Below are 23,998 nucleotides of genomic sequence, written 5' to 3' on the forward strand. Positions count from 1 at the left end.
ACCCCGGATTACTCCGGGGTTTTGTGTTCAAGTCGTCAGCCGGCAATCATTGCCACTCGCGCACGTCAACGAAATGACCGGCGATTGCCGCCGCCGCCGCCATGGCGGGGGAGACAAGGTGGGTGCGACTCTTATAGCCCTGACGGCCCTCGAAGTTGCGGTTCGAGGTGGAGGCGCAGCGTTCGCCCGGCTTCAGACGGTCGTCATTCATGGCAAGGCACATGGAGCAGCCCGGTTCGCGCCATTCGAAACCGGCGTCGAGGAAGATCTTGTCCAGACCTTCCTTTTCCGCCTGTTCCTTGACGAGGCCGGAGCCGGGTACGATCATCGCCGAGACGGTAGGGGCGACCTTGCGGCCATCGACGATCTTCGCTGCCGCGCGCAAGTCCTCGATACGGCCATTGGTGCAGGAGCCGATGAAGACGCGGTCGATGGCGATATCGGTGATGCGTGTGCCGGGTTTCAGGCCCATATAGTCAAGCGCACGCCATTTGGAGGTGCGCTTGTTTTCTTCCTCGATATCGTCGGGATTGGGAACGATACCTTCAACGGAGGTCACATCTTCCGGAGAAGAACCCCAGGAGACGATTGGAGGCAGGTTGGCCGCATCGAGAATGACAACCTTGTCGTAATGGGCGCCTTCGTCGGATTTCAGCGTCTTCCAATAGGCGATGGCCTGTTCCAGCGTTTCACCCTTCGGCGCACGCGGCTTGTCCTTGATGTAATCGAAAGTCGTTTCGTCAGGTGCGATCAAACCGGCACGGGCGCCGCCCTCGATCGTCATGTTGCAGACCGTCATGCGGCCTTCCATGGAGAGCGAGCGGATCGCCTCGCCGGCAAATTCGATCACATGGCCGGTACCGCCAGCCGTGCCGATCTCGCCGATTATGGCAAGGATGATGTCCTTGGCGGTCACGCCTTCAGGAACCTTGCCATCGACACGCACCAGCATGTTCTTGGCCTTTTTTTGGATCAGCGTCTGGGTGGCCAGAACGTGCTCCACTTCCGACGTGCCGATGCCATGTGCCAGTGCGCCGAAAGCGCCGTGGGTCGAGGTGTGGCTGTCGCCGCAGACGATCGTCATGCCGGGCAGGGTGAAACCCTGTTCGGGGCCGACGATGTGGACGATGCCTTGGCGTTTGTCCCGCTCCGAATAATATTCGACACCGAAATCCTTGGCGTTCTGCGCAAGCGCTTCCACCTGAATGCGGCTTTCTTCGTTCTTGATGCCTTCCAGCCGGTCAGCGGTGGTCGGCACATTATGGTCGACGACCGCCAGCGTGCGGGTGGGCGAATGGACTGGACGGCCGGCGATGCGCAGACCTTCGAAGGCCTGCGGGCTCGTCACCTCATGCACGAGGTGACGGTCGATATAGAGAAGACAGGTTCCGTCCGGGTCACGATTGACGACGTGGTCGTCCCAGATTTTGTCATACAAAGTGCGGGGTGCGCTCATGGCTCAATGCCTTGTCATGGAAAAGAATATTCAGGGTTCAATAAGGCGGTGGACAGCGGGTGCTGTCAGGCGAGCCTAAGTCGGCTGTTGAGCGCCCCGGAAATGCGCGCAAAGAACCGTGCCGGCAGACGCTTGTGGTCCTGCAGCACATAAACATTCTGTGCGAGACATCCGAATTTAGATCCCATGGCAACTTTCATAGCAGATCGATGGTTTTACGGCAATATGAATGCTTGGGAGACACGCCTGAGGAGGGAATAGTTTCGCTCATATGCGCTGCACCAGGACTGGAGGGCCGGAACCGCAACGCTTTCCAACGGATATGATGCGGCGCAACTTGCCTATTTTGCGGCGCACATATAGATGGGTTCCCTTATCATTTGCATTCGACGAGAAATCGAAGGGAGGAAAGCATATGGTATCCGAGAAAGCCCTCATCTCGAAGATCACCTGGCGGCTGATGCCGTTTCTAGGCCTTCTCTATCTCATCGCCTATATCGACCGCCAAAATGTCAGCTATGCCAAGCTGCAGATGGTCGATGCGCTGAGTCTCAGCGAATACGCCTACGGTCTTGGCGCGTCGCTGTTCTTCATCGGTTACTTCATCTTCGAAGTGCCGAGCAACCTGTTCCTCAACCGTTTCGGCGCCAGCAAATGGTTCGCCCGCATTCTGGTTTCCTGGGGCGCCGTCACCATCGCGCTTGCCTATACGCAGAATGCCACGATGTTTTACATCCTGCGTTTCCTGCTCGGGCTTTGCGAGGCCGGTTTCTTCCCGGGCGTGCTGTTCCTGATGACGCTCTGGTTCCCGCGTGACTATCGCGGCCGCATGATCGGCCTTTTCATGATTTTCAGCGCGCTTGCCAATGCGGTCGGTGCGCCGCTCGGCGGTATGCTGCTCGATCTCGATGGTTTCCTCGGTTATGCCGGATGGGAATGGGTGTTCCTCGCGACCGGCATACCGGCCGTTATCGCCGGTATCGTCACCTTCTTTTATCTGGATGATACGCCTGATAAGGCGAAATTTCTCACCCAGGACGAGAAAGACTGGCTGAAGAACCGGTTGGCCGAAGAAAATAAGGGTATGGAAGACCATGCGGAGGACGGCTTCAAGGCCCTGATCAACCCGCGCGTTCTGTTCATGGCGCTTTGCTATGTCGGCTTTCCGCTGGCCGCCTATGGTCTCAGCTATTGGCTTCCGACGATCGTGAAGAGTTTTGGTGTTTCCAACACCACCAACGGCTTCATCAACATCATACCTTGGATTATCGTCGCCATCGCCCTGTTCGTCGTTCCTTCGGCAGCCGATAAGGCAAAGAAAAAGACGCCCTATATCGTCGGCCCGGCTTTCGTTGGCGCTTTCTGCCTGCTGATGTCGGCGTTGCTCAGCGATCCCATTTTGCAGTTCGCCTTCCTTTGCGTCGCTGCCGCAGGCATTTTTGCCGGCCAGCCGGTGTTCTGGAGCCTGCCCGGCCGGTTCCTGAAGGGAGCGGGAGCTGCCGCCGGCATCGCCGCGATCAATTCCGTCGGTAATCTGGGTGGTTTCGTGGCGCAGAACGTTGTGCCCTGGATCAAGGATCAGACCGGCAGCACCATTGCGCCGATGTTCTTCCTTGCTTTCTGCCTTGCCCTTGCAGGTGTGCTGGTCATCATCGCGACGCGTAAGATGGGCAATCAGGTCAAGGCTGCCTGATTTTTGAAGTCAGAGCGAGGACGAACAAGATCGCCGTTTGTCGCGCGTAATAAAAATCGCGGCCCGGATGTTTCCGGGCCACGATCATTTTAAGCGACAGTATATGGCGTTTTCTTCAAGAGAATTACGCGGTGAACCAATCGTTGCCGGTGAGGTGAACATTGGAAAGAATGATCTTCTCGCCCTTGTGCTCGCCAGTGACGTTGTAGGTGAGGATGGTGTCGTTATCGATGGTCGATACGGCCCAATTGTCGATTGTCGTATTCACCAGCTTGAGCTTGTCCATGGCGGCATCGAAGTTGGCGATGGTATCGGTCGCGAAGCTCTTCGCCATGTCGCCGAGATTGAAGACAAAGGTATCTGCGCCACCGCTTGCGATGATGTGGTCTATGCCCTTGCCGCCGGTCACCAACGAGGAAGCAAGCTTCACGCCGCTCAGGTCGATAAAGTCGTTACCTGCACCAGCGTCGATCTTAACCGAGGTGAAGCTGCCGTCGGTGATGCCGGCGCCGCCATTCACAGCGCCGGTGTTGGCAGCGAGGCCACCGGTGCCAGCTGCAGACGTGTCATTGAATGCAGCGCCGGCCTTGACGATGATCGTGTCGTTGCCCGCGCCGGTGTCGATGTTGAAATTGTTTACCCAGGTCTTTTCGTTCGAAACGACAGAGACGATGACGGTGTCGTTGCCTGCGCCGGTTGAGATATTGCCACGCTTGGCATTGAGAACTTCGACAGAAGACGAGCCGGTGCCGCCGAGATGAACGTCGACCTGAACGAAATCCTTGAAGATAAGGTTTTCAGAAGTGTCGGACTGCGCAAGAGCGTTCTTTACCGAATTCCACGCCGACGACACGTCAAATTTGAAGCCGTTCGAGCTGGGGTCATAACCCACATCGACAGTACCACCCGCACCGGTACCCGCTACCGCTACGGAGCCGACATTGACGCTGCCGGATTCCATCGAGGAACCGGTCTTGATCTGGGCGGTGGATTCCGTGAGGAGCTTATAAGCTTCCTGGTCGATCAAACTGGTAAGCGAGGAAACCGAAGCGGCGCCACCATTACCGAACGTTACTTTTAACGCCATTTTAAACTCCTATAAATCTTTGAGAAATGGATGAATTAAAATTGAATTTATACTAATTATTGCGGGGGATATTTAATACATAAAAAACCATAATACAATATAAGAAAAAACACTTTTTTTAAAAAAATCACGTATTTGGTGTATCGGTAAATTATACCCAGAATAAGGGCTGTAACTGAAAATCATTCCTGAATGAACGTCTTTCTAAGTCTATCCTGGAATGGTTTGACAAAATAGGAGAGAACACTCCTTTCGCTGGTCTGGATGAATACTTCCGCTGGCATGCCAGGATACAACTTCCCGCCAGGTATATGCCCCATGTCAGCTTTGTTGGGTCTGATGCGCAGAACGTAATAAGATGTGCCAGTTCGGGAATCCGTTTGCAGATCGGGGGCGACGACAGCAACTTGCGCGCTTAAGTCCGGTGTCGTGCTCTGATTGAACGCGGTGAAGCGAACGGTAACCGGCTGCCCGACGTAAATCTGATCGATGTCTCGCGGCGTTATATTCGCTTCTATTGCAAGCTCGTCCTTATCGGGAACCACGAGCATCAGCACTTCACCGGGTTGAATGACCCCGTTTATGTTGTGCACTGAAAGCTGATAGATGCGACCGGCAATCGGCGAGCGGAGGTCGAGACGGTCCAGCTGGTCGCGCGTTGCCGCCAGCCGCTCTTCATATTCCGCAACGGTTGCCTCTATGGATGTCAGATCTTTCGTGACCTCCGATTTGCGGTCTTCATCGAGCTGAAGCAATTGCAGGTCTAGTTCGCTGAGTTTTCCCACCGTCTGCGCACGGGACGCTATATACTGGCCCTGCTGGCCCTCAAGATTGGAAAGCTGGCGCTTGAGGAGATTGAGACGCTGCAGCGTGACCAGTCCTTTTTTCAAGAGTTCGTCTGTCTTGGAGACGTCTTCCTTCACGATAGCGAGTTCATTTTCCGTGGCTTCGACCTGCACGTCGAGGCCGCGCGCCTCGTCGGCCAGCTGATCTTTTCGGGTTGCAAGCTGCTTCTTCATGCCGATCAGCGCGTTGTGACGACTGTTGAAAAGGTTTTGCTCGCTATCGATGAAGGTTTTGGCCGCTTTCTTACTTGTCAGTGCTGCCAGGTCTTCCGTCACGGTGAAAGATGGTTCTTCGGCAATCTCCGCCCGCAGGCGAGCCCGGCGCGCATAGAGTTGTGCGAGCGTATTCTCGACGATGGAGAGGTTTGCCTGGACGACCGTGGCGCTCAGTCGCAACAGGACCTGGCCGGCCTCCACCCTGTCGCCCTCAACGACATTTATTTCACTGACGATGCCGCCGGAAAGATGCTGGATTTTTTTGGAATTGCCTTCAACGACAACCCGGCCCGTGGCCACCACCGCACCGGCAAGCTTTGCGAAGGCCGCCCAGCCGCCCATTCCGACGAGAAGGCCGAGACCGAGAACGACCACCGCGATCGAGTGCCTGAGTATGGATGAATTTGTCGTGCCGGCTTTTTCTGTCTCAGCCATTTTCGCTCACCCGGTTTTCAATCTTGCGCGTTTCTTCTCCCTCGGGCACCTGGCGGATGTTCTGCCGCAGGATTTGTGCCAGCACCTCTTCCTTGGTGCCGAAGCGCAGCATCCGGCCATTGCTCATCACCATCACCATATTGACGCTTTCGATGGCGCTGGGGCGATGGGCGATGACGACGACAATGCCGCCACGCGCCCGGATGTCGCCAATGGCATTGCGCAGCGCCGCTTCCCCTTCGCTGTCGAGATTGGAGTTCGGCTCATCGAGCAGGACAAAGAAAGGCTCGCCAAACAGCGCACGGGCAAGGCCGATGCGCTGTTTCTGCCCGCCCGACAAAGCCTCACCGCGATCGCCTATGGTGGTGTCGTAGCCATTCGGCAGGTTCAGTATCAGTTCATGCACCTGGGCGGCCTTGGCTGCGGCAACGATCGATTCCGCGGTCGCGTTGCGGTCGAAACGCGCGATATTCTGCGCGACCGTTCCCGGCATCAGTTCCACCTGTTGGGGCATATAGCCGATGGATTTGCCGAGGAACTCGAAATCCCACTGGTTCAGTGCCGCGCCATCGAAGCGGACGGAGCCGCGCTCGTAGGGCCAGATGCCGGTCATCAAACGCGCCAGAGTGGATTTGCCCGAGGCGCTTGGGCCTATGATGCCGAGCCCATCGCCCGCATTCAGCGTGAAGGAGATGTCTGAAACCGTATCGCGCGCGCCATTGGGCGGCCCACCCGTTACCCGGTCGACGGCGACGGTATATTGCGGACGTGGCAGGGAGAGAGGTGGTGAGGGCTCCGGCACCAGTTCCAGAAACTCATTGACGCGTTTCCACCCCTGCCTTGCGGTCATGAAGCTGCGCCAGTTCGCGATAGCGTGTTCGACGGGGCCGAGCGCCTTTGCGGAAAGGATTGAGCCAGCGATGATGCTGCCTGCCGAGGCGTGGCCGTCGATGACAAGTACGGCGCCGATGGCCATGACGCCGGATTGCAGCAACAGGCGAAATGTCCGCGACATGGCGCCGAGCATGCCTGTCGTGTCTGATGTCGACAGGGTGACGGAGCGATATTTGGAATGCAATTCGTCCCACATCGACGTCACCGCAGCCATCATGCCCATGGTCTTGATGGATTCGATGTTGCGCTGGCTACTACCGACAAGCACGTTTCTCTGGCCTCGGGCGGTATAAGCCTGCTTTGTCGCTCTTTCGGTCAACCAATTGGTCAGAAGAGTAAGCATGACGAGAACCACGGCGCCGCCGAGCACCGCAAAACCGATCCAGGGATGCAGGGCAAAGCAGATCAGGAGATAGATGGGCAGCCAGGGAATATCAAAAAACGCCGCCGGGCCCGGCCCGGAGAGAAACTGGCGGATCTGATCGAGATCGCCGACGATCTGCAGCCCGTCGATCTTGGCTGAGGCGAGGAGCGGCGCGCTGATCGATGCCCTGAAAAGTTTCTGATTGAGCGCGTCATCCATACTATCGGAGATGCGCGCCAATATGCGACCTCGCAATGTGTCGAACCCCATCAGAAACGCGTAGAGAACGATCAGCAGAACGACCAGCGCTACAAGAGACGGAATGCTCTTGCTGGGCAAAATGCGGTCGTAAACCTCCAGCATGAAAAGCGAGCCGGAAAGATTAAGGATGTTCATCAACGCGCTGGCGAGGCCAACCGCGAAAAAAGCGGACTTATTTTTTGTTAAAAAAGAATTAAATAAAAACATAATAACACCTAAAACAGCAAGAAAATTGCACAATAAAAGAGATTAGGCAATGCTATTCGAGGATGGGCTAAAACACCCGCCTGAAAAAATAAGTAAATATCCGTTATCTGTTTGGAATCTGTTGGTTTATTCAGAAAAAACTGAAGTGGGACCAGCAGACGGGAAGTAGCGACAGCTTTTCGTAAGGTTTCTGGCCCGCCGCCCGTCACTAGGGCCTGGTGCCGAACTGGTAATTTGTGGCCTGCGGTTTCGATTGGCAGCCCGAAACCACAAAAAAGGCGACCCGAAGGTCGCCTTTAATGCATCCATCGAAATGGAAATCTTATTCCGCTGTGGCTTCTGCAGCCTTTGCTGCTTCTTCCGCTGCCTTGGCTTCTGCGGCTTCAGCTGCTGCCTTTTCGGCGGCCAGGGCCTGTGCTGCTGCTACCTTTTCGGCTTCCAGACGTGCCTTTTCTTCGGCAGCGGCCTGGCGCTCGGATTCGTTCAGCTTGCGGGCGCGCGTACCGGTGTTTTCAACGATACGGGCAGCCTTACCGCGACGGTCGCGCAGGTAGTAGAGCTTCGCACGGCGAACCTTACCGCGGCGAACGATTTCTACGCCTTCGACCAGCGGAGAGTAGATCGGGAATACGCGCTCGACGCCTTCGCCGTAGGAAATCTTGCGGACGGTGAAGCTTTCGGAAAGGCCGCCACCAGAACGGGCAATGCAAACGCCTTCGTAAGCCTGAACGCGGGTACGGTTACCTTCCGTCACGCGAACGTTGACGCGCAACGTGTCGCCCGGAGAAAAGTCAGGCAGGGTGCGCTTTGCTTCGATCTTGGCAGCCTGTTCGGCTTCCAGCTGCTGAATGATATTGGTCATATTAACCTCTGATTTCTTCTGAAACAGCCAGAGCGCTCAACGTTCATCCTTCGGTCAAAGCCTTGGGATCATGCCTTGCGGCAGGAGCGGGTTCGCCATTCTTTGCTTGCGGTTAAAGGGGAAAACCCCAATTCCAAGCGCGCACATATACTAGCATGCGCCATTTGTCATCCCTTCGTGACAATTTTTTATCAATACCGCGCCGCATCCGACCGGTTGCGAAGCACGATTTTGACGGATATGGCATGAGAACCTTGGGAGGGGCCATGTCAGTTTTCATCGTTCTCATGCTGTTTGCGACAGGCTTTCTGTCTGGCGTCGTCAATGCGATTGCCGGTGGCGGCACCTTCCTGACCTTCGGGGCGATGACGCTGGCCGGCTTGCCGCCCATCGTTGCCAATGCCACCTCGGCAATCGTGCAATTTCCGGGCTACATCACTTCAGTGATCGCCTATGGACCGGAAATTCGTGCCCATTGGCGCGAGGCGATTCTTCTGTCTGCTGTTTCTGTCATCGGCGGGTTGGCTGGGTCGCTCCTGCTGCTGTCGCTCGACAATCCTGCCTTCCGGCAGCTCGTGCCATGGCTGCTGCTGGCCGCCACGGCGGTTTTCGCTGCCGGCCCATGGCTCAGGCCGAAGGCGAGTTGGGAGCGTTCCCCCGGCAATCTGCCGAGCCTCGTTTTTCAGGGGCTCGCTTCGATCTATGGCGGCTTTTTTGGTGCCGGCATGGGCATCATGATGCTCGCCATCCTCGGGATAACCTCCGGCGGCAGCTATCATCATCTGAACGCTTTGAAGAACCTGCTGTCGGTGGTGATTGCCGTCATCGCCATCACGATTTTCGTCAGCGGCGGCGTCGTGTCCTGGTGGGCGGCACTCATCATGTTTCCGGCGGCGGCACTTGGCGGCTATGTGGGTGTGCACACCGCAAGGCGAGTGCCGCAATGGATCATCCGCTGGCTGGTCATTGCAGTCGGGCTGGTGCTGACGGCCTATTATTTCGTTTCGACCTGAGTTTTTTCCAGCAGATCGGGCCGTCTTTTCTTCGTCAGCGCCAGTGCCTGTTCGTGCCGCCACTTGTCGATGGCGGCATGATTGCCTGATGTGAGGATGGCGGGAATATCGAGGCCTTCCCACACCTGCGGGCGGGTATAATGGGGATGCTCCAGCAAACCGCCCTCGAAGCTCTCATGCACGCCGGAGAGATCGTTGCCCATGACACCAGGCAGGATGCGGACGACGGCATCAAGCAGCGTCAGCGCCGCCGGCTCGCCGCCGGAGAGAATGTAATCGCCGATCGACACTTCCTCCAGCCCGCGTGCTTCGATGACGCGCTGGTCGACACCTTCGAAACGACCACAGACGATGATCGCGCCGTCTCCCGCCGCCAGTTCGCGCACACGGGTCTGCGACAGCGGTTTGCCGCGGGGGCTCATCAGCAGCCGTGGCCGGGTGTCGCCATTCGAAACGTGATCGATGGCCGCGGCCAATACGTCGGGCTTCAGCACCATGCCAGCGCCGCCGCCTGCCGGCGTGTCATCGACGCTTCTATGCCTGTCGGCGGCGAATTCGCGGATTTGTACGGCATCGAGCGACCATTGCCCCCGCTCCAGCGCCTTGCCGGCTAGCGAATATTGGAGATGCCCCGGAAACATTTCCGGGTAGAGCGTCAGAACGGTCGCCTTGAAGGTCATGGATTTATTTCTTACCGAACGGCGGTACGCCGTTTGGGTCCTTGTCGTCCGGGTTGTCGATCAGGCCGGCGGCCATAGGGTCGATCAGGATGCGCCCTGCTTCGAGGTCGATTTCGAGCACCGCAGCCTCGGAAAAGGGAATGAGGGCGGGGCGGCGGCCGGCGCCTTTCAGTTCCAGCAGATCGCCTGCACCGAAATCATAGACTGCGCTGACGGCGCCGTAACTTTTTCCCTCGGCGTCGACGGCTTCCAGACCTTCCAGATCGGCGTAATAGAATTCGTCATCGTCGAGTTCATCATCCGGTAGATTGTCACGCTCGATGAAGAGTTCCAGCCCGTTGAGGCTTTCCGCGGCGTTGCGGTCGTTGATGCCACGGAAACGGACGACGACGACATTTTTACCCTCACGAACTTCCAGAATTTCAAAGACACGGCCATCGGCAGTGACCAGATTGCCGTAGTCGCCCAGCGCCATCGGGTCGTCGGTATAGGTACTCACACGGACTTCGCCGCGCAGACCCTGCGCGCCGCCGATCTTTGCCATGAGTATCGGGTTTTCCAGCTTTGCCATCGGGCTGTCCGTCTTCTGGTGTTGGTTGCGTCAGCTTTAAGGTTTGTTGACGCCAAAATAAACAAAAAACGGGCGGCATGGGAAACCATGCCACCCGTTCTTCAAAAGTTTCCGTGCAGATTATTCTGCAGCAGAGGCTTCCGCAGCAGCAGCGGCTGCATCTTCAGCCTTCTGCTTCTTTTCAGCAACGCGCTCCAGGGCGCGCTTGCCGGGCTTTGCCTTTTCCGGGTTGCTGCGAGCGGCGCGCTCGGCAAGACCGGCTTCGGCGAGGAAGCGCAGAACGCGGTCGGTCGGCTGTGCGCCCTTGGCGATCCATTCCTTGATGAGGTCAGCCTTCAGCTCAACGCGCTGCGGGTTGTCCTTGGCGAGCATCGGGTTCCAGGAACCTACCTTCTCGAGGAAACGGCCGTCGCGGGGCGAACGGGCGTCAGCAACGACGATCTGGTAATACGGGCGCTTCTTGGAACCACCGCGTGCGAGACGAATTTTAAGTGCCATGTGATATACTCCTTAGGATGGCTTGTCCGCCTTTCAGGCGGTCTTTTCGTTACCGCCATGTTCGGCGGCGATTGCTTCATGATGCCGGATGACTTCCTTGATGACGAAGTTCAGGAACTTCTCGGCGAAATCCGGGTCCAGATTGGCGTCCTTCGCCAGACGGCGAAGGCGTTCGATCTGGTATTCCTCGCGCGCCGGGTCGGCCGGCGGCAAACTGTATTTTGCCTTCAATACGCCCACCGCCTTGGTGCAGCGAAAACGTTCGGCAAGAATGTGAACCAGTGCGGCATCGATATTGTCGATCGACTGACGGTATTCGGAAAGCTGGGCTTTCACCTCTGCATTGTTCATTGGCGCGCCCTCACTTCTTCTTCGGAAAACCGGGAAGCCCCGGCATGCCACCAAGACCCGGCAGCTTTGCGCCACCGAGACCAGGTAATCCGCCTGGCAGACCGCCAAGGCCAGGCATTCCACCCGGCTTGCCGAGACCGGCGGCTTCCGCCTGCTTCTGCAGCGCTTCAAGCTGCTTCGGATCGATGTTGGACAGGTCAGGCATACCGCCGCCCATCATGCCACCGAGGCCCATCTTGCCGGCAAGGCCGCCCATCATCTGTTTCATGATGCCGCCCTTGCCCTTGCCGCCCATGGCCTTCATCATGTCGGCCATGCCGCGATGCATCTTCAAGAGCTTGTTGATTTCAGCGGCATCCGTGCCGGAACCGGCGGCGATGCGCTTCTTGCGGCTGTGTTTCAGAATGTCCGGATTGGCGCGTTCGGCCTTGGTCATGGAGGAGATGATGGCGATCTGGCGGTCGAACATCTTGTCGTTCATGCCAGCCGAGGCCATCTTGTCCTTCATGCCGGCCATGCCGGGCATCAGACCCATGATGCCGCCCATGCCGCCCATCTTTTTCATCTGGGCAAGTTGGTCGGCGAGATCGTTCAGATCGAACTTGCCCTTGGCCATCTTCTCGGCCATGGCGCGGGCTTTTTCCGCGTCGATGTTTTCGGCGGCCTTCTCGACCAGCGAGACGATGTCGCCCATGCCGAGAATACGGTCGGCGATACGGCGCGGATGGAACTCGTCGAGTTCGTTCATGCGCTCACCGATACCGATCAGCTTGATCGGCTTGCCGGTGACGGCGCGCATGGAGAGGGCCGCACCGCCGCGACCGTCGCCATCCATGCGGGTGAGAACGAGGCCGGTGATGCCGACTCGCTCATCGAAATTGCGCGCCAGATTGACGGCGTCCTGACCAGTCAGCGAATCCGCGACCAGCAGGATTTCATGCGGGTTGGACTTCTTCTTGATGTCGGCCATTTCCAGCATCAAGGGTTCGTCGATGTGGGTGCGGCCGGCGGTATCGAGAATGACGACGTCATGCCCGCCAAGCTTGGCGGCCTGCACGGCGCGCGCGGCAATATCCGTCGGCGACTGGCCGGCGATGATGGGCAGCGTGTCGACGCCGGTCTGGACGCCGAGCTGGCGAAGCTGCTCCTGTGCGGCCGGACGACGCGTGTCGAGAGATGCCATCAGCACCTTCTTCTTGTCGCGGTCGGTCAGGCGCTTGGCGATCTTGCCTGTCGTGGTCGTCTTGCCCGAGCCCTGCAGACCCACCATCATGATGACGACGGGGGCGGCTGCATGCAGGTCGATCGAGACGCCTTCGGTGCCCAGCATTTCGACAAGCTCGTCATGCACGATCTTGACGACCATCTGGCCGGGCTTGATGGATTTCAGAACGGCGGCACCAACGGCCTTTTCACGCACCTTATCGGTGAAGGAGCGCACGACTTCCAACGCCACGTCCGCTTCCAGCAGCGCACGGCGAACCTCGCGCAGGGCGGCGGCAACATCGGCTTCCGTCAGCGCGCCACGGCCGGTCAGTCCATTCAGAATGGAACCAAGGCGGTCCTGGAGGTTTTCAAACATCGCTTTTTCCTTCTTCGTTCCGGGGTCTCCGAAACGTCGGTGCTTTCGCTGGCAAAAACAAGACGCAAAGCCAAAAAGCACCCGAGGGCGCATCGCGCTGTCGGGTGTTGACCTCCGGGATCTCTTTATACCTTTTCGGGTCCCGGTCGGCGGCTTGGAGTCGTGAAACTGCCAGCTGATGGGCGGGATAAACAGGAAAGTGCCGGAAAAGTCAAGGCGATGCCGGATTTTAGCTGCAAACGCGCCGATTTCATCTTCGCGTGATCGTTACAAGAGCGGTACGCGCCCTCCTTGAAGGCCGCCGCATCGACACCTATACATCTTTCATGAACCGTCGAAAATTTTTCCGTTTTTCCGCTGTTGGTCTGCTCGCTCTGGCGGGCGGCGGCCTTTATGCTCGCCGTTCAAGCGCCAGCGCCTATTACAGCGGCCCAATCTCCGATCATTTCGACGGGATACGTTTTTTCAATCCCGGAGGTACGCCGCCAAGCAACTTCATAGGGCTGCTGAAATGGCGTTTCAACGGCGAGCGCGCCAAGTGGCCGGAAAGCTATCCGAGCCCGTTTCCCTTTGCGAAACCGGACAGCCGGGTCGAGGGTAAAGACATGCGTGTCACCTTCATCGGCCATGCTTCCTTTTTTATCCAGACGGCGGGATTGAATATTCTCGTCGATCCGGTGTGGTCTGAGCGCACCAGCCCTTTCAGCTTTGTCGGCCCCAAGCGGGTCAATCCGCCCGGCATTCGTTTCGAGGACCTACCGCCCATCGATCTGGTGCTGGTGACGCACAATCACTACGACCATCTGGATATGGAAACGCTGAAGCGCCTGCATGTGGCGCACAAGCCGCTTTTCATCACGCCGCTCGGCAATGATGCCATCATTCGCACGGGTGTCGAGGCGGCTCGCATCGAGGTCGGCGACTGGGGTGATGTGATTGATGCCGGTGGGGTCAAAATTCACTTCGAGCCCTGCCACCATTGGTCCGCGCGAGGCTTGAACGACCGCCGCATGGCGCTCTGGGCGGCGTTCGTCATCGAAACGCCGGGTGGGAAAATCTACCATATCGGCGATACCGGCTTTCACGAGGGCCTCAACTATCGCGCCGCACGCAAGAAGCATGGTGCGTTCCGCCTCGCCAACCTGCCCTTCGGCGCCTATGAGCCGCGCTGGTTCATGAAGGGGCAGCACCAAAACCCCGCTGAAGCTGTCGAGGGCATGAAGATTTGCGGAGCGGCGCATGTGTGCGGCCATCACTGGGGCACGGTACAGCTCACCGATGAGGCCGTCGATGCGCCGCTCGCGGCGCTCAAGGCGGCGTTGGCGGAGCAGGGGGTGGACGAGAGCCGTTTTCGACCGATGCGTCCCGGCGAGGTTTTTGACGTGCCTTCCGCCTGACACCGCCCCGTTTGCGCCGCAACAGTCTGGTAATTTGTCGGCCTTTCCGCCATATAGGGCGAAAGCACGGGAAAATCCCGTATGAAAAGCGGTTTTCAGGTTTAAAGCGATGGCGGACACGGTCGAATTTGCGAAGATGAACGGGCTTGGCAACAAGATCCTGGTTGTCGATATGCGCGGCCGAAAGGATATGGTCACGCCAGCGGCCGCAATTGCCCTCAATGCCGATCCTGCCACCCAATTCGACCAGATCATGGCCATCCACGATCCGCGGGTGGGCGGCACGGATGCCTTCATCGATATACTCAATTGCGATGGCACCAAGGCGCAGGCCTGCGGCAACGGCACGCGCTGCGTGGTGCAGGCGCTGTCGTCCGAAACCGGCAAGACCAGCTTCACCTTCCAAACGGTCGCTGGCATTCTGAATGCCGTCGAGCATGAAGACGGCATGATTTCGGTCGACATGGGCCTGCCGCGTTTCCGCTGGAGCGACATTCCGCTCTCTGAGGAGTTTCACGATACCAGCCGCATTGAGTTGCAGATCGGACCGATCGATGCGCCGATCCTGCATTCGCCTGCTGTGATGTCGATGGGCAATCCGCACGCCGTATTTTGGGTTGATCGCGATCCGATGGAGTTCGATCTTGAACGCTTCGGGCCGTTGCTTGAAAACCATCCGATCTTTCCGGAAAAGGCAAATATCACGCTGGCGCAGGTCGTTTCCGACAGCGCGCTGCGCACACGTACGTGGGAGCGCGGCGCCGGACTGACCCTCGCCTGCGGTTCCGCTGCCTGTGCTTCAGCCGTCTCTGCTGCCCGTACAGGCCGCACCGGCCGCAAGGTCAGCATCGATGTGGCATCAAGCCCGATCCGCGTGCCGCTCACGATCGACTGGCGCGAGGACAATCACGTCATCATGACCGGGCCGGCCGAGTGGGAATGGTCCGGGTCGGTCGACCCCGTCACCGGTTCCTGGGCGCGGGATGCGGTCGAGCGGGGGGCTGTATGAGCGGCGTCGAGGTCATAACCTTCGGCTGTCGTCTCAACACCTATGAATCGGAAGTGATGCGGGCGGAGGCCGAAAAGGCCGGGCTTAACAATGCCGTGCTGGTCAATACCTGCGCGGTGACCGGGGAGGCGGTGCGTCAGGCCCGCCAGGCGATACGCCGCGCCCGCCGTGACAATCCGCATGCGCGCATCATCGTCACCGGCTGCGCCGCCCAGACCGAAAAGCAGACCTTTGCCGACATGCCCGAGGTGGATGCCGTGCTGGGCAATGAGGAAAAGCTGAAGAGCGCTTCCTATCGTTCCTTGCCGGATTTCGGCGTCTCCGCAGAAGAAAAGCTGCGCGTCAACGATATCATGAGCATCAAGGCGACCGCCCCGCAGATGGTGAAGCACATCGACGGGCATGTGCGCGCCTTCATTCAGGTGCAGAACGGCTGCGATCATCGCTGCACCTTCTGCATCATTCCCTATGGGCGCGGCAATTCTCGCTCCGTGCCGATGGGTGCGGTGGTGGATCAGGCCCGCCGGCTGACGGAGAGCGGTTATCGCGAAATCGTGCTCACCGGCGTGGATGCGACCAGTTACGGCGCCGACCTGCCCGGCGAGCCTTCCCTCGGTTATCTCGCCAAGACATTGCTGAAGCAGGTGCCGGACATTCTGCGCCTGCGCCTTTCCTCCATCGACAGTATTGAGGCCGACCACCATCTGATGGATCTGATTGCCGATGAGCCGCGTTTCATGCCGCATCTGCATCTCTCTCTCCAGCATGGTGACGACATGATTTTGAAACGCATGAAACGCCGTCATTTGCGGGCGGATGCCATCCGTTTCTGTCATGAGGTGCGGGCGCTCAGACCTAATATTGCTTTCGGAGCTGATATGATCGCCGGGTTCCCGACCGAAACGGAAGAGATGTTCGAGAACGCCGCGACGCTCGCGGAAGAATGCGGCATTTCCAACCTGCATGTGTTTCCCTACAGCCCGCGTGCCGGCACGCCAGCCGCGCGCATGCCGCAGCTCGACCGAGCGCTTGTGAAGGAGCGGGCAGCAAGGCTGCGTGATCGCGGCGAGGTTCTCAAGGTGGCGCATCTGCAAAACATGGTCGGCTCGGTGCAGACCGTCCTTGTTGAAAACAATGGCTTTGCCCACACGGATAATTTCACGCTGGTGGAGACGCCTGATCTTGCGCCGCGCACTCTTGCGCGGGTTGCGATTACCGGCCACAACGGCAAACATCTGAATATGAGGCTTCTGGCGGCAGATGCGGCCTGAGGCAGCGCAAGAAAAGAGACACGGGAACAACCATGGCCCTCGGCTTCATCAAAAAAGTCTTTTCGTTCGGCAAGGACAAGGCCGAAACGGAAGAGCGGCCGCAAGAGGACGCTGCGTCTGCGCGCGGCAATGAAAACGCCTCCTTCGAAGCGGCGCTGAGCGACGCCGAAGCGCATGATGTTGCCGAAAGGGACCCGGTTTCCGACCTGGAGATGGAGACGGCCGGCGGCCCGGCCCCTGACGAGGCGGAATATCTAGCTTCCCCCGGAGAGAATGCAGACGAGGACGCGCCGCTTCTTCCCGGTGCCGAGCTTTCCGGTGATATGGGCCTGGTGCCATTGTCGTTGCTACAGGCGGAAGCCGCTGCCGAGGAGCAGGATGAGGCTTCGCCGGAAGCCGTGGATGTCGTGCTGGATGCGGATGCGATGGATGCGCTGCTCGACGAGGCGGAAGCCGCGACTGCCGCCGAGCCTTCCGCTATACCACCAGTTCTGCCAAAGGGTTTTTCGTCCGCCAGCGAACGGCAGGAGCCTGCGCCTGCCGTACCTGAGGTGAAATTGACATGGTTTCAGCGCCTGCGGGCCGGGCTCGCCCGCACCTCGTCGCAGCTGACCACGCAGATTTCGGCGCTGTTTACCAAGCGCAAGCTGGATGAGGACACGCTCGACGAGCTGGAAGATCTTCTCATCCAGTCCGATCTTGGTGTCGAGACCGCCATGCGCATCACCGGCGCCCTGTCTTCGGAGCGTTACGGCAAGGATGTCAGCGGTGAGGATGTGGCGCGCATTATGGCTGGTGAAATCACCAAGGTGCTGAAGCCTGTTGCCAAACCTTTGGAGCTCGATCTTTCGCACAAGCCGCATGTCATTCTCGTGGTGGGTGTCAACGGCACCGGCAAGACGACCACCATCGGCAAGCTCGCTGCCAAGCTGTCAGGTTCCGGCCTCAAGGTGATGCTAGCGGCCGGTGATACATTCCGCGCGGCGGCCATCGAGCAGCTGAAGATATGGGCCGACCGCACCGGCTCGGACTTTATCGGCACAAAGCTTGGGGCGGATGCCTCCGGTCTGGCTTACGACGCCTATGAGCAGGCGCGGGCGCAGAAAAGCGATGTGCTCATCATCGACACCGCGGGCCGTTTGCAGAACAAGACGGAACTGATGGCGGAGCTGGAAAAGATCGTGCGCGTGCTCGGCAAGCTCGATCCAGATGCGCCGCACACCGTGCTACAGACGCTAGATGCGACAACGGGTCAGAACGCCATGAACCAAGTGGAAATATTCCGCAACGTCGCGGGTGTTTCTGGCCTGATTATGACAAAATTGGATGGCACGGCGCGGGGCGGTATCCTCGTTGCCATCGCTGCCAAACACAAGCTGCCGGTTTACTTCATCGGCGTGGGTGAAGGTGTTGACGATCTGGAGCCCTTCGAGGCGGAAGATTTCGCCAAGGCCATTGCGGGAGTTTGAGTATGGATATTGAAAGCAATTCCAAGGAGAGCGAAAAGATGGTGGCGGAAATCAGCCCGCTCCTGAAATTCGTGCTTGAGCTTGGCCCGCTCGTCGTTTTCTTTTTCGCCAATTCCCGCGGCGAATGGCTTGCCACCACTTTTCCGGTTCTAACAGAGTTTGGCGGCCCGATCTTCATCGCCACCGGCCTGTTCATGATTGCGACTGCCGCCGCCCTGACTGTGTCGTGGATTTTGACGCGGAAATTGCCGATCATGCCACTGATTTCTGGCATCGTCGTCTTTGTGTTCGGCGCGCTGACGCTATGGCTGCAGAACGATACCTTCATCAAGATGAAGCCGACCATCGTCAACACGCTGTTCGGCGTTATTCTGCTGGGCGGCCTGTTCTTCGGCCAATCGCTGCTCGGTTACGTCTTCAATTCCGCCTTCAAACTGACGGATGAGGGCTGGCGCAAGCTGACGCTGCGCTGGGGCATCTTTTTCCTCTTTCTGGCGGTGCTGAACGAGGTTGTCTGGCGCATGTTCTCTACAGACACCTGGGTGGCCTTCAAGGTGTGGGGTACGATGCCGATCACCATCATCTTCACCATGGCGCAGATGCCGCTTGTGATGCGCCATTCTGTCGAGCCGCTTGGCAAGGACGAAAAATGACAGTTGCGGAGATACCGGCTTCCCGTTCGCGTTCGCTCAAATGGTTCGGCGTGGCCGCCGGGCTGCTTCTCCTGCAGATCATCATTCTCTACGCCATGGGTCGCATTCCCATCTGCGAATGCGGTTATGTGAAGCTGTTCGAACCGGGCGTGAACACGCCGGGCAATTCGCAGCATCTCGCGGACTGGTATACGCCCTCGCACATCATTCATGGCTTCCTATTCTACTGGTTTGCGTGGCTGCTGTTCCGCAACAAGCCGCTTTCCATGCGGCTTTCGCTCGCGGTTCTGGTAGAGGCGGCGTGGGAAATTCTCGAAAACTCGCCCATCATCATCGATCGCTACCGTACGGCGACGATGGCGCTGGGGTACACCGGCGACAGCATCTTGAACTCGGCGATGGACACGGTTTTCATGGCGCTGGGTTTCCTGTTCGCTGCGCGAGTGCCGGTCTGGCTGACGGTCCTGATCGCCATCTCCTTCGAAATCTTCACCGGCTGGCTGATCCGCGATAATCTGACGCTCAACGTGGTCATGCTCGTCTGGCCGGTGGAGGCGATCAAGGAATGGCAGAACGCGCTGCCGCAGATGTGATAAAGCGTCTAATGCCTCCTACGGGAACCGCCGGAAAGTATTTCGTCATATGCAGGTTTTCTTAATGGCGTTCGGCTAAGATTCGGGTTCAAAAGCTCGTCTCTTTATCCGGCAGAACCTCCTTGCAAGATAATTTCGCCTATCTTCTTCCCTTCATCATGCTGACATTCGGCGTGGTGTTCCTGTTCCTGCAGCGGATTGGGCATGCTTCGGCCCGTTATTGGGGCTTCGGATATTTGTCGGCGGCTTTCGGTTTCGCGACGCCGCTTGTTTTGGGCGGTCTTCCGTTCGAAGTGCAGGCGATCCTGTCGAACCTGCTCTTCTTCTCCGCCTTCTTTCTGTTTGGCCACGCATTGCTCACGCATTTCGAGCAGCCGCTTTACACTAAGGCACGGCTGTCGATCGTCCTTGTCGCGGCGCTGTTTGTTTCCTTCCACGTTGTCGTGACGCCGGATTTGAAGCGAGAACTGGTGATCGGCGATCTCATTTGCGCCCTGTTGCTTGCCATCCCTGTTTGGGTCGTCCGCAAACGGCCGATAACGCTTGCAGACAGGATGATGGTTGGGATCGCCTGTCTTGTGGTCGCGGAAACGCTGGTGCGCATCGGCGCGCTTCTGGTCATGACGCCGAACGGATCGATGATCGAGCTCAGCGAATTCTTCGAGTCCGACTACGCGTTTTACATGCAGCTGACGGCCAGCATTTTCGGTTTCCTGCTGGCCTTGTCCGTCCTTGCGAGCCAGATTTCCGTCACCGTCGAAAGGCACCAGCATGCGGCGGAACATGACCCGCTGACGGATGTGCTGAACCGGCGCGGCTTTGACCGCCATGTGCCCGACTTTCGCAACGAAACACCCAATGGTGCCGTCATCACCTGTGACATCGACCACTTCAAGCGCATCAACGACATTCACGGCCATGCGGCAGGCGATATCGTTCTGATCGGCCTGTCTGATCTGCTCAGGCGGCATACTTCTAATGGTGCGCTGGTGGCACGTTTCGGCGGCGAAGAATTCGTGGTCTTCCTGCCGGATCAGACGGCGGCAGCGGCCGGACAAGTGGCAAATGCAATACGCGCGGCGTTTTCGTCGCTCGACTGGACAAATCGTGGCATTCCGGAGCAGATAACGGCGAGTTTCGGCGTGTCAGCCATTGCTAGAGGTGATCACTCCATCCACGACGCCATCAAACGGGCTGACGACAGTCTCTATGCCGCGAAACGTGGTGGGCGTGATCAGGTCGTGCTGGAGGGTGCGCGGTTGCCGGCTGAGGGACCGTCACTCAGGATCATTTCCGGCAGGTGATCTGTTGCGGGCTCGCTATTGTCCGGCTACGGCTGCAATCGCCGGCATGAGGTCACGCTCGATGCTGCGCGCGTCGAATGGTCCGACCTTTTTGAACAGGATCGTACCGTCCCTGCCGACCAGATAGCTTTCGGGAATGCCGTAGACACCCCAGTCAATCGCCGCCTTGCCGTTGGGATCGATACCTATGGCAGCAAACGGGTTGCCGAGTTCGCCGAGGAAGCGCAGGGCATTGTCCGGCTTGTCCTTGTAATTGATACCGACGACGGTGATGCGGCTGTCCTTCGCCAGTTCCTGAAGCAGCGGGTGCTCCTGCCGGCAGGGGATGCACCACGAGGCGAAGACATTGACCAGCGTCAGCTTGCCCTTGATGGCGGCGTCGGTGAGTGCGGGCAGGTTCGAGCCTTCCAGCGGCGGCAGCGACAAGGAGGGCGCCTTGGTGCCGATGAGTGCCGAGGGAATAGCGCTGATATCCAGGCCGTTCACATCCTGATCATACAGCATCTTGCCGGCGACGAGGGCAAAGCCGCCGAAGAGCAGAAGCGGCAGCAATGCCAGCGCATAACGGGCGCGGCCGGTCGTCTTGGCTTTGGCATCCTCATTCTGGCTGGCCTGCGTCATTGCGCATCACCTGCGGAACCGGCTCTTGCCCTGCGGCGCACGCCGGATGCTTCCAGTTCCTTCAGTTCCCGCCTGCGTGCCTGACCGTCCAAGAAGACCCAGGCGATGAGACAGAGAACGACGAGACCGGTCGCAGCATAGGACATGCCGATATAAAAGGCGTGCGTCATCCCCTCAGCCCTCCCGGTTCGCCATGCGGGCAGCAAGCCGGCGTTGCGCGGCTACGCGTCGGCGCCAGATTTCGTTACGCATGGCAGCGATGTGCAAAGTGAAGAACAGCAGTGTGAAACCGAGGGCCATGGTCAGAAGCGGCCACAGGAACTCCGCATCGATGGCGGAACCGCCCATGCGGATGACGCTTGCCGGCTGATGCAGCGTGTTCCACCACTCGACCGAAAACTTGATGATCGGAATATTCACAAATCCGACGAGGATCAGCACGGCGCTGACGCGGGCGGCTCTGGAGGGATCGTCCATGGCGCGGTTGAGTGCGATCAGCCCGAGATACATCAGAAAGAGGACGAAAACGGAGGTGAGCCGCGCATCCCACACCCACCAGGTTCCCCACATGGGTTTGCCCCAGAGCGAGCCGGTGATAAGCGCAATGAGCGTGAAGGCTGCACCGATGGGAGCTGCCGCCTTGTGGCTGACATCGGCCAGTGGGTGACGCCAGACGAGGGTGCCGATGGCGGATATTGCCATCACCGAATAACACATCATCGCCAGCCATGCGGAAGGTACGTGCACATACATGATGCGCACCGTGTAACCCTGCTGGTAATCTCCCTCTGAGCTGAAGGACATGTAGAGGCCGGCCGCCAGCACCAGTGCGGTCAAACCGGCGAGCCATGGCAGGATGCGTGCGGCCAGCGCCAGAAAGCGCGTGGGATTGGCGAGATCGCTGAACTTGGTGATGGTGAAGGTCTGCTCGTTCATGCCGTTTGTGTAACCCGAGAATGGCCGCCCCGCAATTGATCCCTGTCAACAGGGGGTCATCCATCGCGGTTTCATCAATCCATACCATTGCGCAGCGCCAAAGCGGCAAAGAAAGGGCCGGTCACGGCTGAAAATAGCGTGATCGCGCAGAGAATGAGAAAGGGCGGCAGGAAAGGTGCCGGGTCCTGCACGGCTGCATAGGACGCGCTGACACCGAAGATCAGCACCGGAATGGCGAGCGGCAGGACGAGGATGGAAACTAGAAGGCCGCCGCGTGGCAGGGCAACGGCAACCGCCGCTCCAACTGCGCCAATGAAAGTGATGGCGGGTGAGCCGACGAGAAGGGTGAGCATCACCGCGCCGATTGCCACCTCGTCCATGTTCATGAACAGGCCGAGAAGGGGCGATGCCAGCACCAGGGGCAGGCCCGTTGATACCCAGTGCGCCAGGCATTTGACGAAGACGGTTAGCACCAACGGGGTTTCCTGCATCAGGATGAGATCGAGCGATCCGTCGTCGCGTTCCGCCTGGAACAGCCGGTCGAGCCCGAGAAGGGCGGACAGAAGTGCGCCGATCCAGACAATGGCCGGGCCAATGCGGGCCAAGAGGTTGAGGTCGGGACCGACACCGAAAGGGATGACGGCAACCACGGTCATGAAGAACAGTACGCCGATTAGCGCGCCGCCGCCGGCGCGGATGGAGAGTTTGATATCGCGGAGGAAGAGGGCGGTCATTGGTGGAACCTCGGTGGGTGAAGTTTACCCCCCTCTGTCCTGCCGGACATCTCCCCCACAAGGGGGGAGATCGACTCGCGGTTAGGTCTCGGCAATCTCAAGGTTTGAGAATGGAGCGCCAGAACGGCCACCTGCGGATCTCCCCCCTTGAGGGGGAGATGCCCGGCAGGGCAGAGGGGGGTAAGCCGCGTGCACATCGCCATCACGCCCAAGCCTCCACACCCACAAACCCCGTCATCTGCAATTCCCGCGCATTCGTTAGCCCCAACGGCTGATGGGTTGCCGCCAGAACGATCCCGCCTTTTGCAAGATGGTCTTTCACAAGATCGGTAAACATGTCGTCTGCCGCCCTGTCGAGCGCCGCAGTCGGTTCGTCGAGAATCCACACTGGCCGCCATGCGACAAGGAGCTTTGCCATCGCGAAGCGGCGCTGCTGGCCGGCGGAAAGATAACCGAAGGGCAAATGGGTAATGCCGGCAAGGCCAACGATCTCTGCCGCGTCGTCAATCGGGATGCCGTCTGCGCCTTGAAAGTCTCCGAGGAAATCCTTCCAGAAGCGCAGGTTCTCGGAAACTGTCAGTTCCGTCTTCATGGCATTGCGATGTCCAAGATAATGGCAAGCCTCTGACGGCCGCATCTCGTCGTCAACCCCTTCGCCGGCTATCTTTACGCTGCCCTGTTCGGGCCTCAACAGACCGGCCACCGTGCGCAGCAGCGTCGATTTTCCCGAGCCGTTGCGGCCGGTCAGCACCAGTGCCTCGCCGCCGCTTAACTTGAAGGAAATATTCATGAATATGAAATCTTCGCCGCGTCGCACGCCAAGATTTTCCGCCGTCAGATGCATGCTGCGGTTCCGATTAAAATTTGCCGCTCGATCATAAAAAAATCGATTAGCGTCGTGGAATGGTCTGGCACGTTTGTCTGAAATTATCTATATGGGTGTCAACACGCCAGCGGCCGGCGTGAACATCATCTTGCGCCGGACTTGACGATTGC

24 protein-coding genes are annotated in these 23,998 nt (G+C 58.6%); 9 read left to right on the forward strand and 15 right to left on the reverse strand.

Translation table 11 applies throughout. From position 1 onward, the window contains the following. Positions 1-46: 46 nt before the first annotated feature. On the reverse strand, positions 47-1,456 hold the full coding sequence (gene leuC / locus ACFVTJ_RS20125) for a 3-isopropylmalate dehydratase large subunit (protein ID WP_386910378.1): 1,410 nt from the start codon (positions 1,454-1,456) through the stop codon (positions 47-49). A 415-nt stretch (positions 1,457-1,871) separates the two neighbouring features. Between leuC and ACFVTJ_RS20130 the strand changes: the two genes are divergently transcribed. Further along, a complete protein-coding gene (locus ACFVTJ_RS20130) occupies positions 1,872-3,149 on the forward strand; it encodes an MFS transporter (RefSeq protein WP_386910379.1) in 1,278 nt (425 codons plus the stop codon). A gap of 124 nt (positions 3,150-3,273) precedes the next feature. Here the strand turns inward: ACFVTJ_RS20130 and ACFVTJ_RS20135 are convergent, their stop codons facing one another. The 4 genes from ACFVTJ_RS20135 to rplS form a co-directional block, all read right to left on the reverse strand. Next, on the reverse strand, positions 3,274-4,236 hold the full coding sequence (locus tag ACFVTJ_RS20135) for a rhizobiocin (protein WP_386910380.1): 963 nt from the start codon (positions 4,234-4,236) through the stop codon (positions 3,274-3,276). A gap of 182 nt (positions 4,237-4,418) precedes the next feature. After that, positions 4,419-5,732, reverse strand: a complete 1,314-nt coding sequence (locus ACFVTJ_RS20140) for an HlyD family type I secretion periplasmic adaptor subunit (protein ID WP_386910381.1) — start codon at positions 5,730-5,732, stop codon at positions 4,419-4,421. Then, positions 5,725-7,458 (reverse strand): type I secretion system permease/ATPase, encoded by a 1,734-nt coding sequence (locus ACFVTJ_RS20145; protein ID WP_386910382.1) that lies wholly within the window; start codon positions 7,456-7,458, stop codon positions 5,725-5,727. Before ACFVTJ_RS20145 ends, ACFVTJ_RS20140 begins: the two co-directional genes overlap by 8 nt. Before the next feature lie 322 nt (positions 7,459-7,780). Further along, complete coding sequence (gene rplS / locus ACFVTJ_RS20150; protein WP_046799594.1) at positions 7,781-8,320, reverse strand: 50S ribosomal protein L19; 540 nt, start codon at positions 8,318-8,320, stop codon at positions 7,781-7,783. A 266-nt stretch (positions 8,321-8,586) separates the two neighbouring features. Here rplS and ACFVTJ_RS20155 point away from each other — a divergent pair, with 266 nt between their 5' ends. Then, entirely contained in the window at positions 8,587-9,333 is a 747-nt protein-coding gene (locus ACFVTJ_RS20155) for a sulfite exporter TauE/SafE family protein (protein WP_386910383.1), read from the forward strand. Here ACFVTJ_RS20155 and trmD read toward each other — a convergent pair. The 5 genes from trmD to ffh form a co-directional block, all read right to left on the reverse strand. Then, positions 9,315-10,013, reverse strand: coding sequence for a tRNA (guanosine(37)-N1)-methyltransferase TrmD (trmD, locus tag ACFVTJ_RS20160; RefSeq protein WP_386910384.1), 699 nt, complete (start codon positions 10,011-10,013; stop codon positions 9,315-9,317). The two genes, ACFVTJ_RS20155 and trmD, sit on opposite strands and share 19 nt — an antisense overlap. Before the next feature lie 4 nt (positions 10,014-10,017). Then, positions 10,018-10,584 carry a ribosome maturation factor RimM gene (rimM, locus tag ACFVTJ_RS20165; protein ID WP_386910385.1) on the reverse strand — a complete coding sequence of 189 codons (567 nt, stop codon included), beginning with the start codon at positions 10,582-10,584 and terminating at the stop codon, positions 10,018-10,020. A 120-nt stretch (positions 10,585-10,704) separates the two neighbouring features. Beyond that, positions 10,705-11,082 carry a 30S ribosomal protein S16 gene (gene rpsP / locus ACFVTJ_RS20170; RefSeq protein ID WP_004443943.1) on the reverse strand — a complete coding sequence of 126 codons (378 nt, stop codon included), beginning with the start codon at positions 11,080-11,082 and terminating at the stop codon, positions 10,705-10,707. 33 nt (positions 11,083-11,115) lie between these two features. Then, entirely contained in the window at positions 11,116-11,433 is a 318-nt protein-coding gene (locus tag ACFVTJ_RS20175; RefSeq protein ID WP_269346833.1) for a chorismate mutase, read from the reverse strand. A gap of 10 nt (positions 11,434-11,443) precedes the next feature. After that, positions 11,444-13,015 (reverse strand): signal recognition particle protein, encoded by a 1,572-nt coding sequence (ffh, locus tag ACFVTJ_RS20180; RefSeq protein ID WP_142186820.1) that lies wholly within the window; start codon positions 13,013-13,015, stop codon positions 11,444-11,446. Between the two features lie 326 nt (positions 13,016-13,341). Between ffh and ACFVTJ_RS20185 the strand changes: the two genes are divergently transcribed. The 7 genes from ACFVTJ_RS20185 (at position 13,342) to ACFVTJ_RS20215 (ending at position 20,711) form a co-directional block, all read left to right on the forward strand. Continuing rightward, complete coding sequence (locus ACFVTJ_RS20185) at positions 13,342-14,412, forward strand: MBL fold metallo-hydrolase (protein WP_386910519.1); 1,071 nt, start codon at positions 13,342-13,344, stop codon at positions 14,410-14,412. Between the two features lie 109 nt (positions 14,413-14,521). Continuing rightward, complete coding sequence (dapF, locus tag ACFVTJ_RS20190; protein WP_386910386.1) at positions 14,522-15,421, forward strand: diaminopimelate epimerase; 900 nt, start codon at positions 14,522-14,524, stop codon at positions 15,419-15,421. Beyond that, positions 15,418-16,692: a tRNA (N(6)-L-threonylcarbamoyladenosine(37)-C(2))-methylthiotransferase MtaB gene (gene mtaB / locus ACFVTJ_RS20195; RefSeq protein ID WP_386910387.1), complete on the forward strand. Its 1,275-nt coding sequence runs from the start codon at positions 15,418-15,420 to the stop codon at positions 16,690-16,692. The genes dapF and mtaB overlap by 4 nt, the downstream gene beginning before the upstream one ends. Before the next feature lie 32 nt (positions 16,693-16,724). Further along, complete coding sequence (gene ftsY / locus ACFVTJ_RS20200) at positions 16,725-18,161, forward strand: signal recognition particle-docking protein FtsY (protein ID WP_386910388.1); 1,437 nt, start codon at positions 16,725-16,727, stop codon at positions 18,159-18,161. Positions 18,162-18,163: 2 nt separating this feature from the next. Continuing rightward, positions 18,164-18,814 (forward strand): septation protein A, encoded by a 651-nt coding sequence (locus ACFVTJ_RS20205; RefSeq protein ID WP_386910389.1) that lies wholly within the window; start codon positions 18,164-18,166, stop codon positions 18,812-18,814. Beyond that, complete coding sequence (locus ACFVTJ_RS20210; RefSeq protein ID WP_386910390.1) at positions 18,811-19,407, forward strand: DUF2585 domain-containing protein; 597 nt, start codon at positions 18,811-18,813, stop codon at positions 19,405-19,407. Before ACFVTJ_RS20205 ends, ACFVTJ_RS20210 begins: the two co-directional genes overlap by 4 nt. Positions 19,408-19,529: 122 nt before the next feature. Further along, positions 19,530-20,711: a diguanylate cyclase domain-containing protein gene (locus ACFVTJ_RS20215; RefSeq protein ID WP_386910391.1), complete on the forward strand. Its 1,182-nt coding sequence runs from the start codon at positions 19,530-19,532 to the stop codon at positions 20,709-20,711. A gap of 15 nt (positions 20,712-20,726) precedes the next feature. On the opposite strand, the gene ACFVTJ_RS20220 is transcribed toward ACFVTJ_RS20215, so the two are convergent. The 5 genes from ACFVTJ_RS20220 to ccmA form a co-directional block, all read right to left on the reverse strand. Next, complete coding sequence (locus tag ACFVTJ_RS20220) at positions 20,727-21,332, reverse strand: DsbE family thiol:disulfide interchange protein (protein ID WP_386910392.1); 606 nt, start codon at positions 21,330-21,332, stop codon at positions 20,727-20,729. After that, on the reverse strand, positions 21,329-21,502 hold the full coding sequence (ccmD, locus tag ACFVTJ_RS20225) for a heme exporter protein CcmD (protein WP_386910393.1): 174 nt from the start codon (positions 21,500-21,502) through the stop codon (positions 21,329-21,331). Before ccmD ends, ACFVTJ_RS20220 begins: the two co-directional genes overlap by 4 nt. Positions 21,503-21,506: 4 nt before the next feature. Next, positions 21,507-22,268 (reverse strand): heme ABC transporter permease, encoded by a 762-nt coding sequence (locus ACFVTJ_RS20230; RefSeq protein ID WP_386910394.1) that lies wholly within the window; start codon positions 22,266-22,268, stop codon positions 21,507-21,509. 74 nt (positions 22,269-22,342) lie between these two features. After that, positions 22,343-23,002: a heme exporter protein CcmB gene (gene ccmB / locus ACFVTJ_RS20235; RefSeq protein ID WP_386910395.1), complete on the reverse strand. Its 660-nt coding sequence runs from the start codon at positions 23,000-23,002 to the stop codon at positions 22,343-22,345. Between the two features lie 202 nt (positions 23,003-23,204). Beyond that, positions 23,205-23,846 carry a heme ABC exporter ATP-binding protein CcmA gene (gene ccmA / locus ACFVTJ_RS20240; RefSeq protein WP_386910396.1) on the reverse strand — a complete coding sequence of 214 codons (642 nt, stop codon included), beginning with the start codon at positions 23,844-23,846 and terminating at the stop codon, positions 23,205-23,207. Positions 23,847-23,998 lie beyond the last annotated feature (152 nt).

The sequence above is a fragment of the Agrobacterium sp. NPDC058088 genome, from assembly GCF_042885035.1.
GTDB lineage: Bacteria > Pseudomonadota > Alphaproteobacteria > Rhizobiales > Rhizobiaceae > Agrobacterium.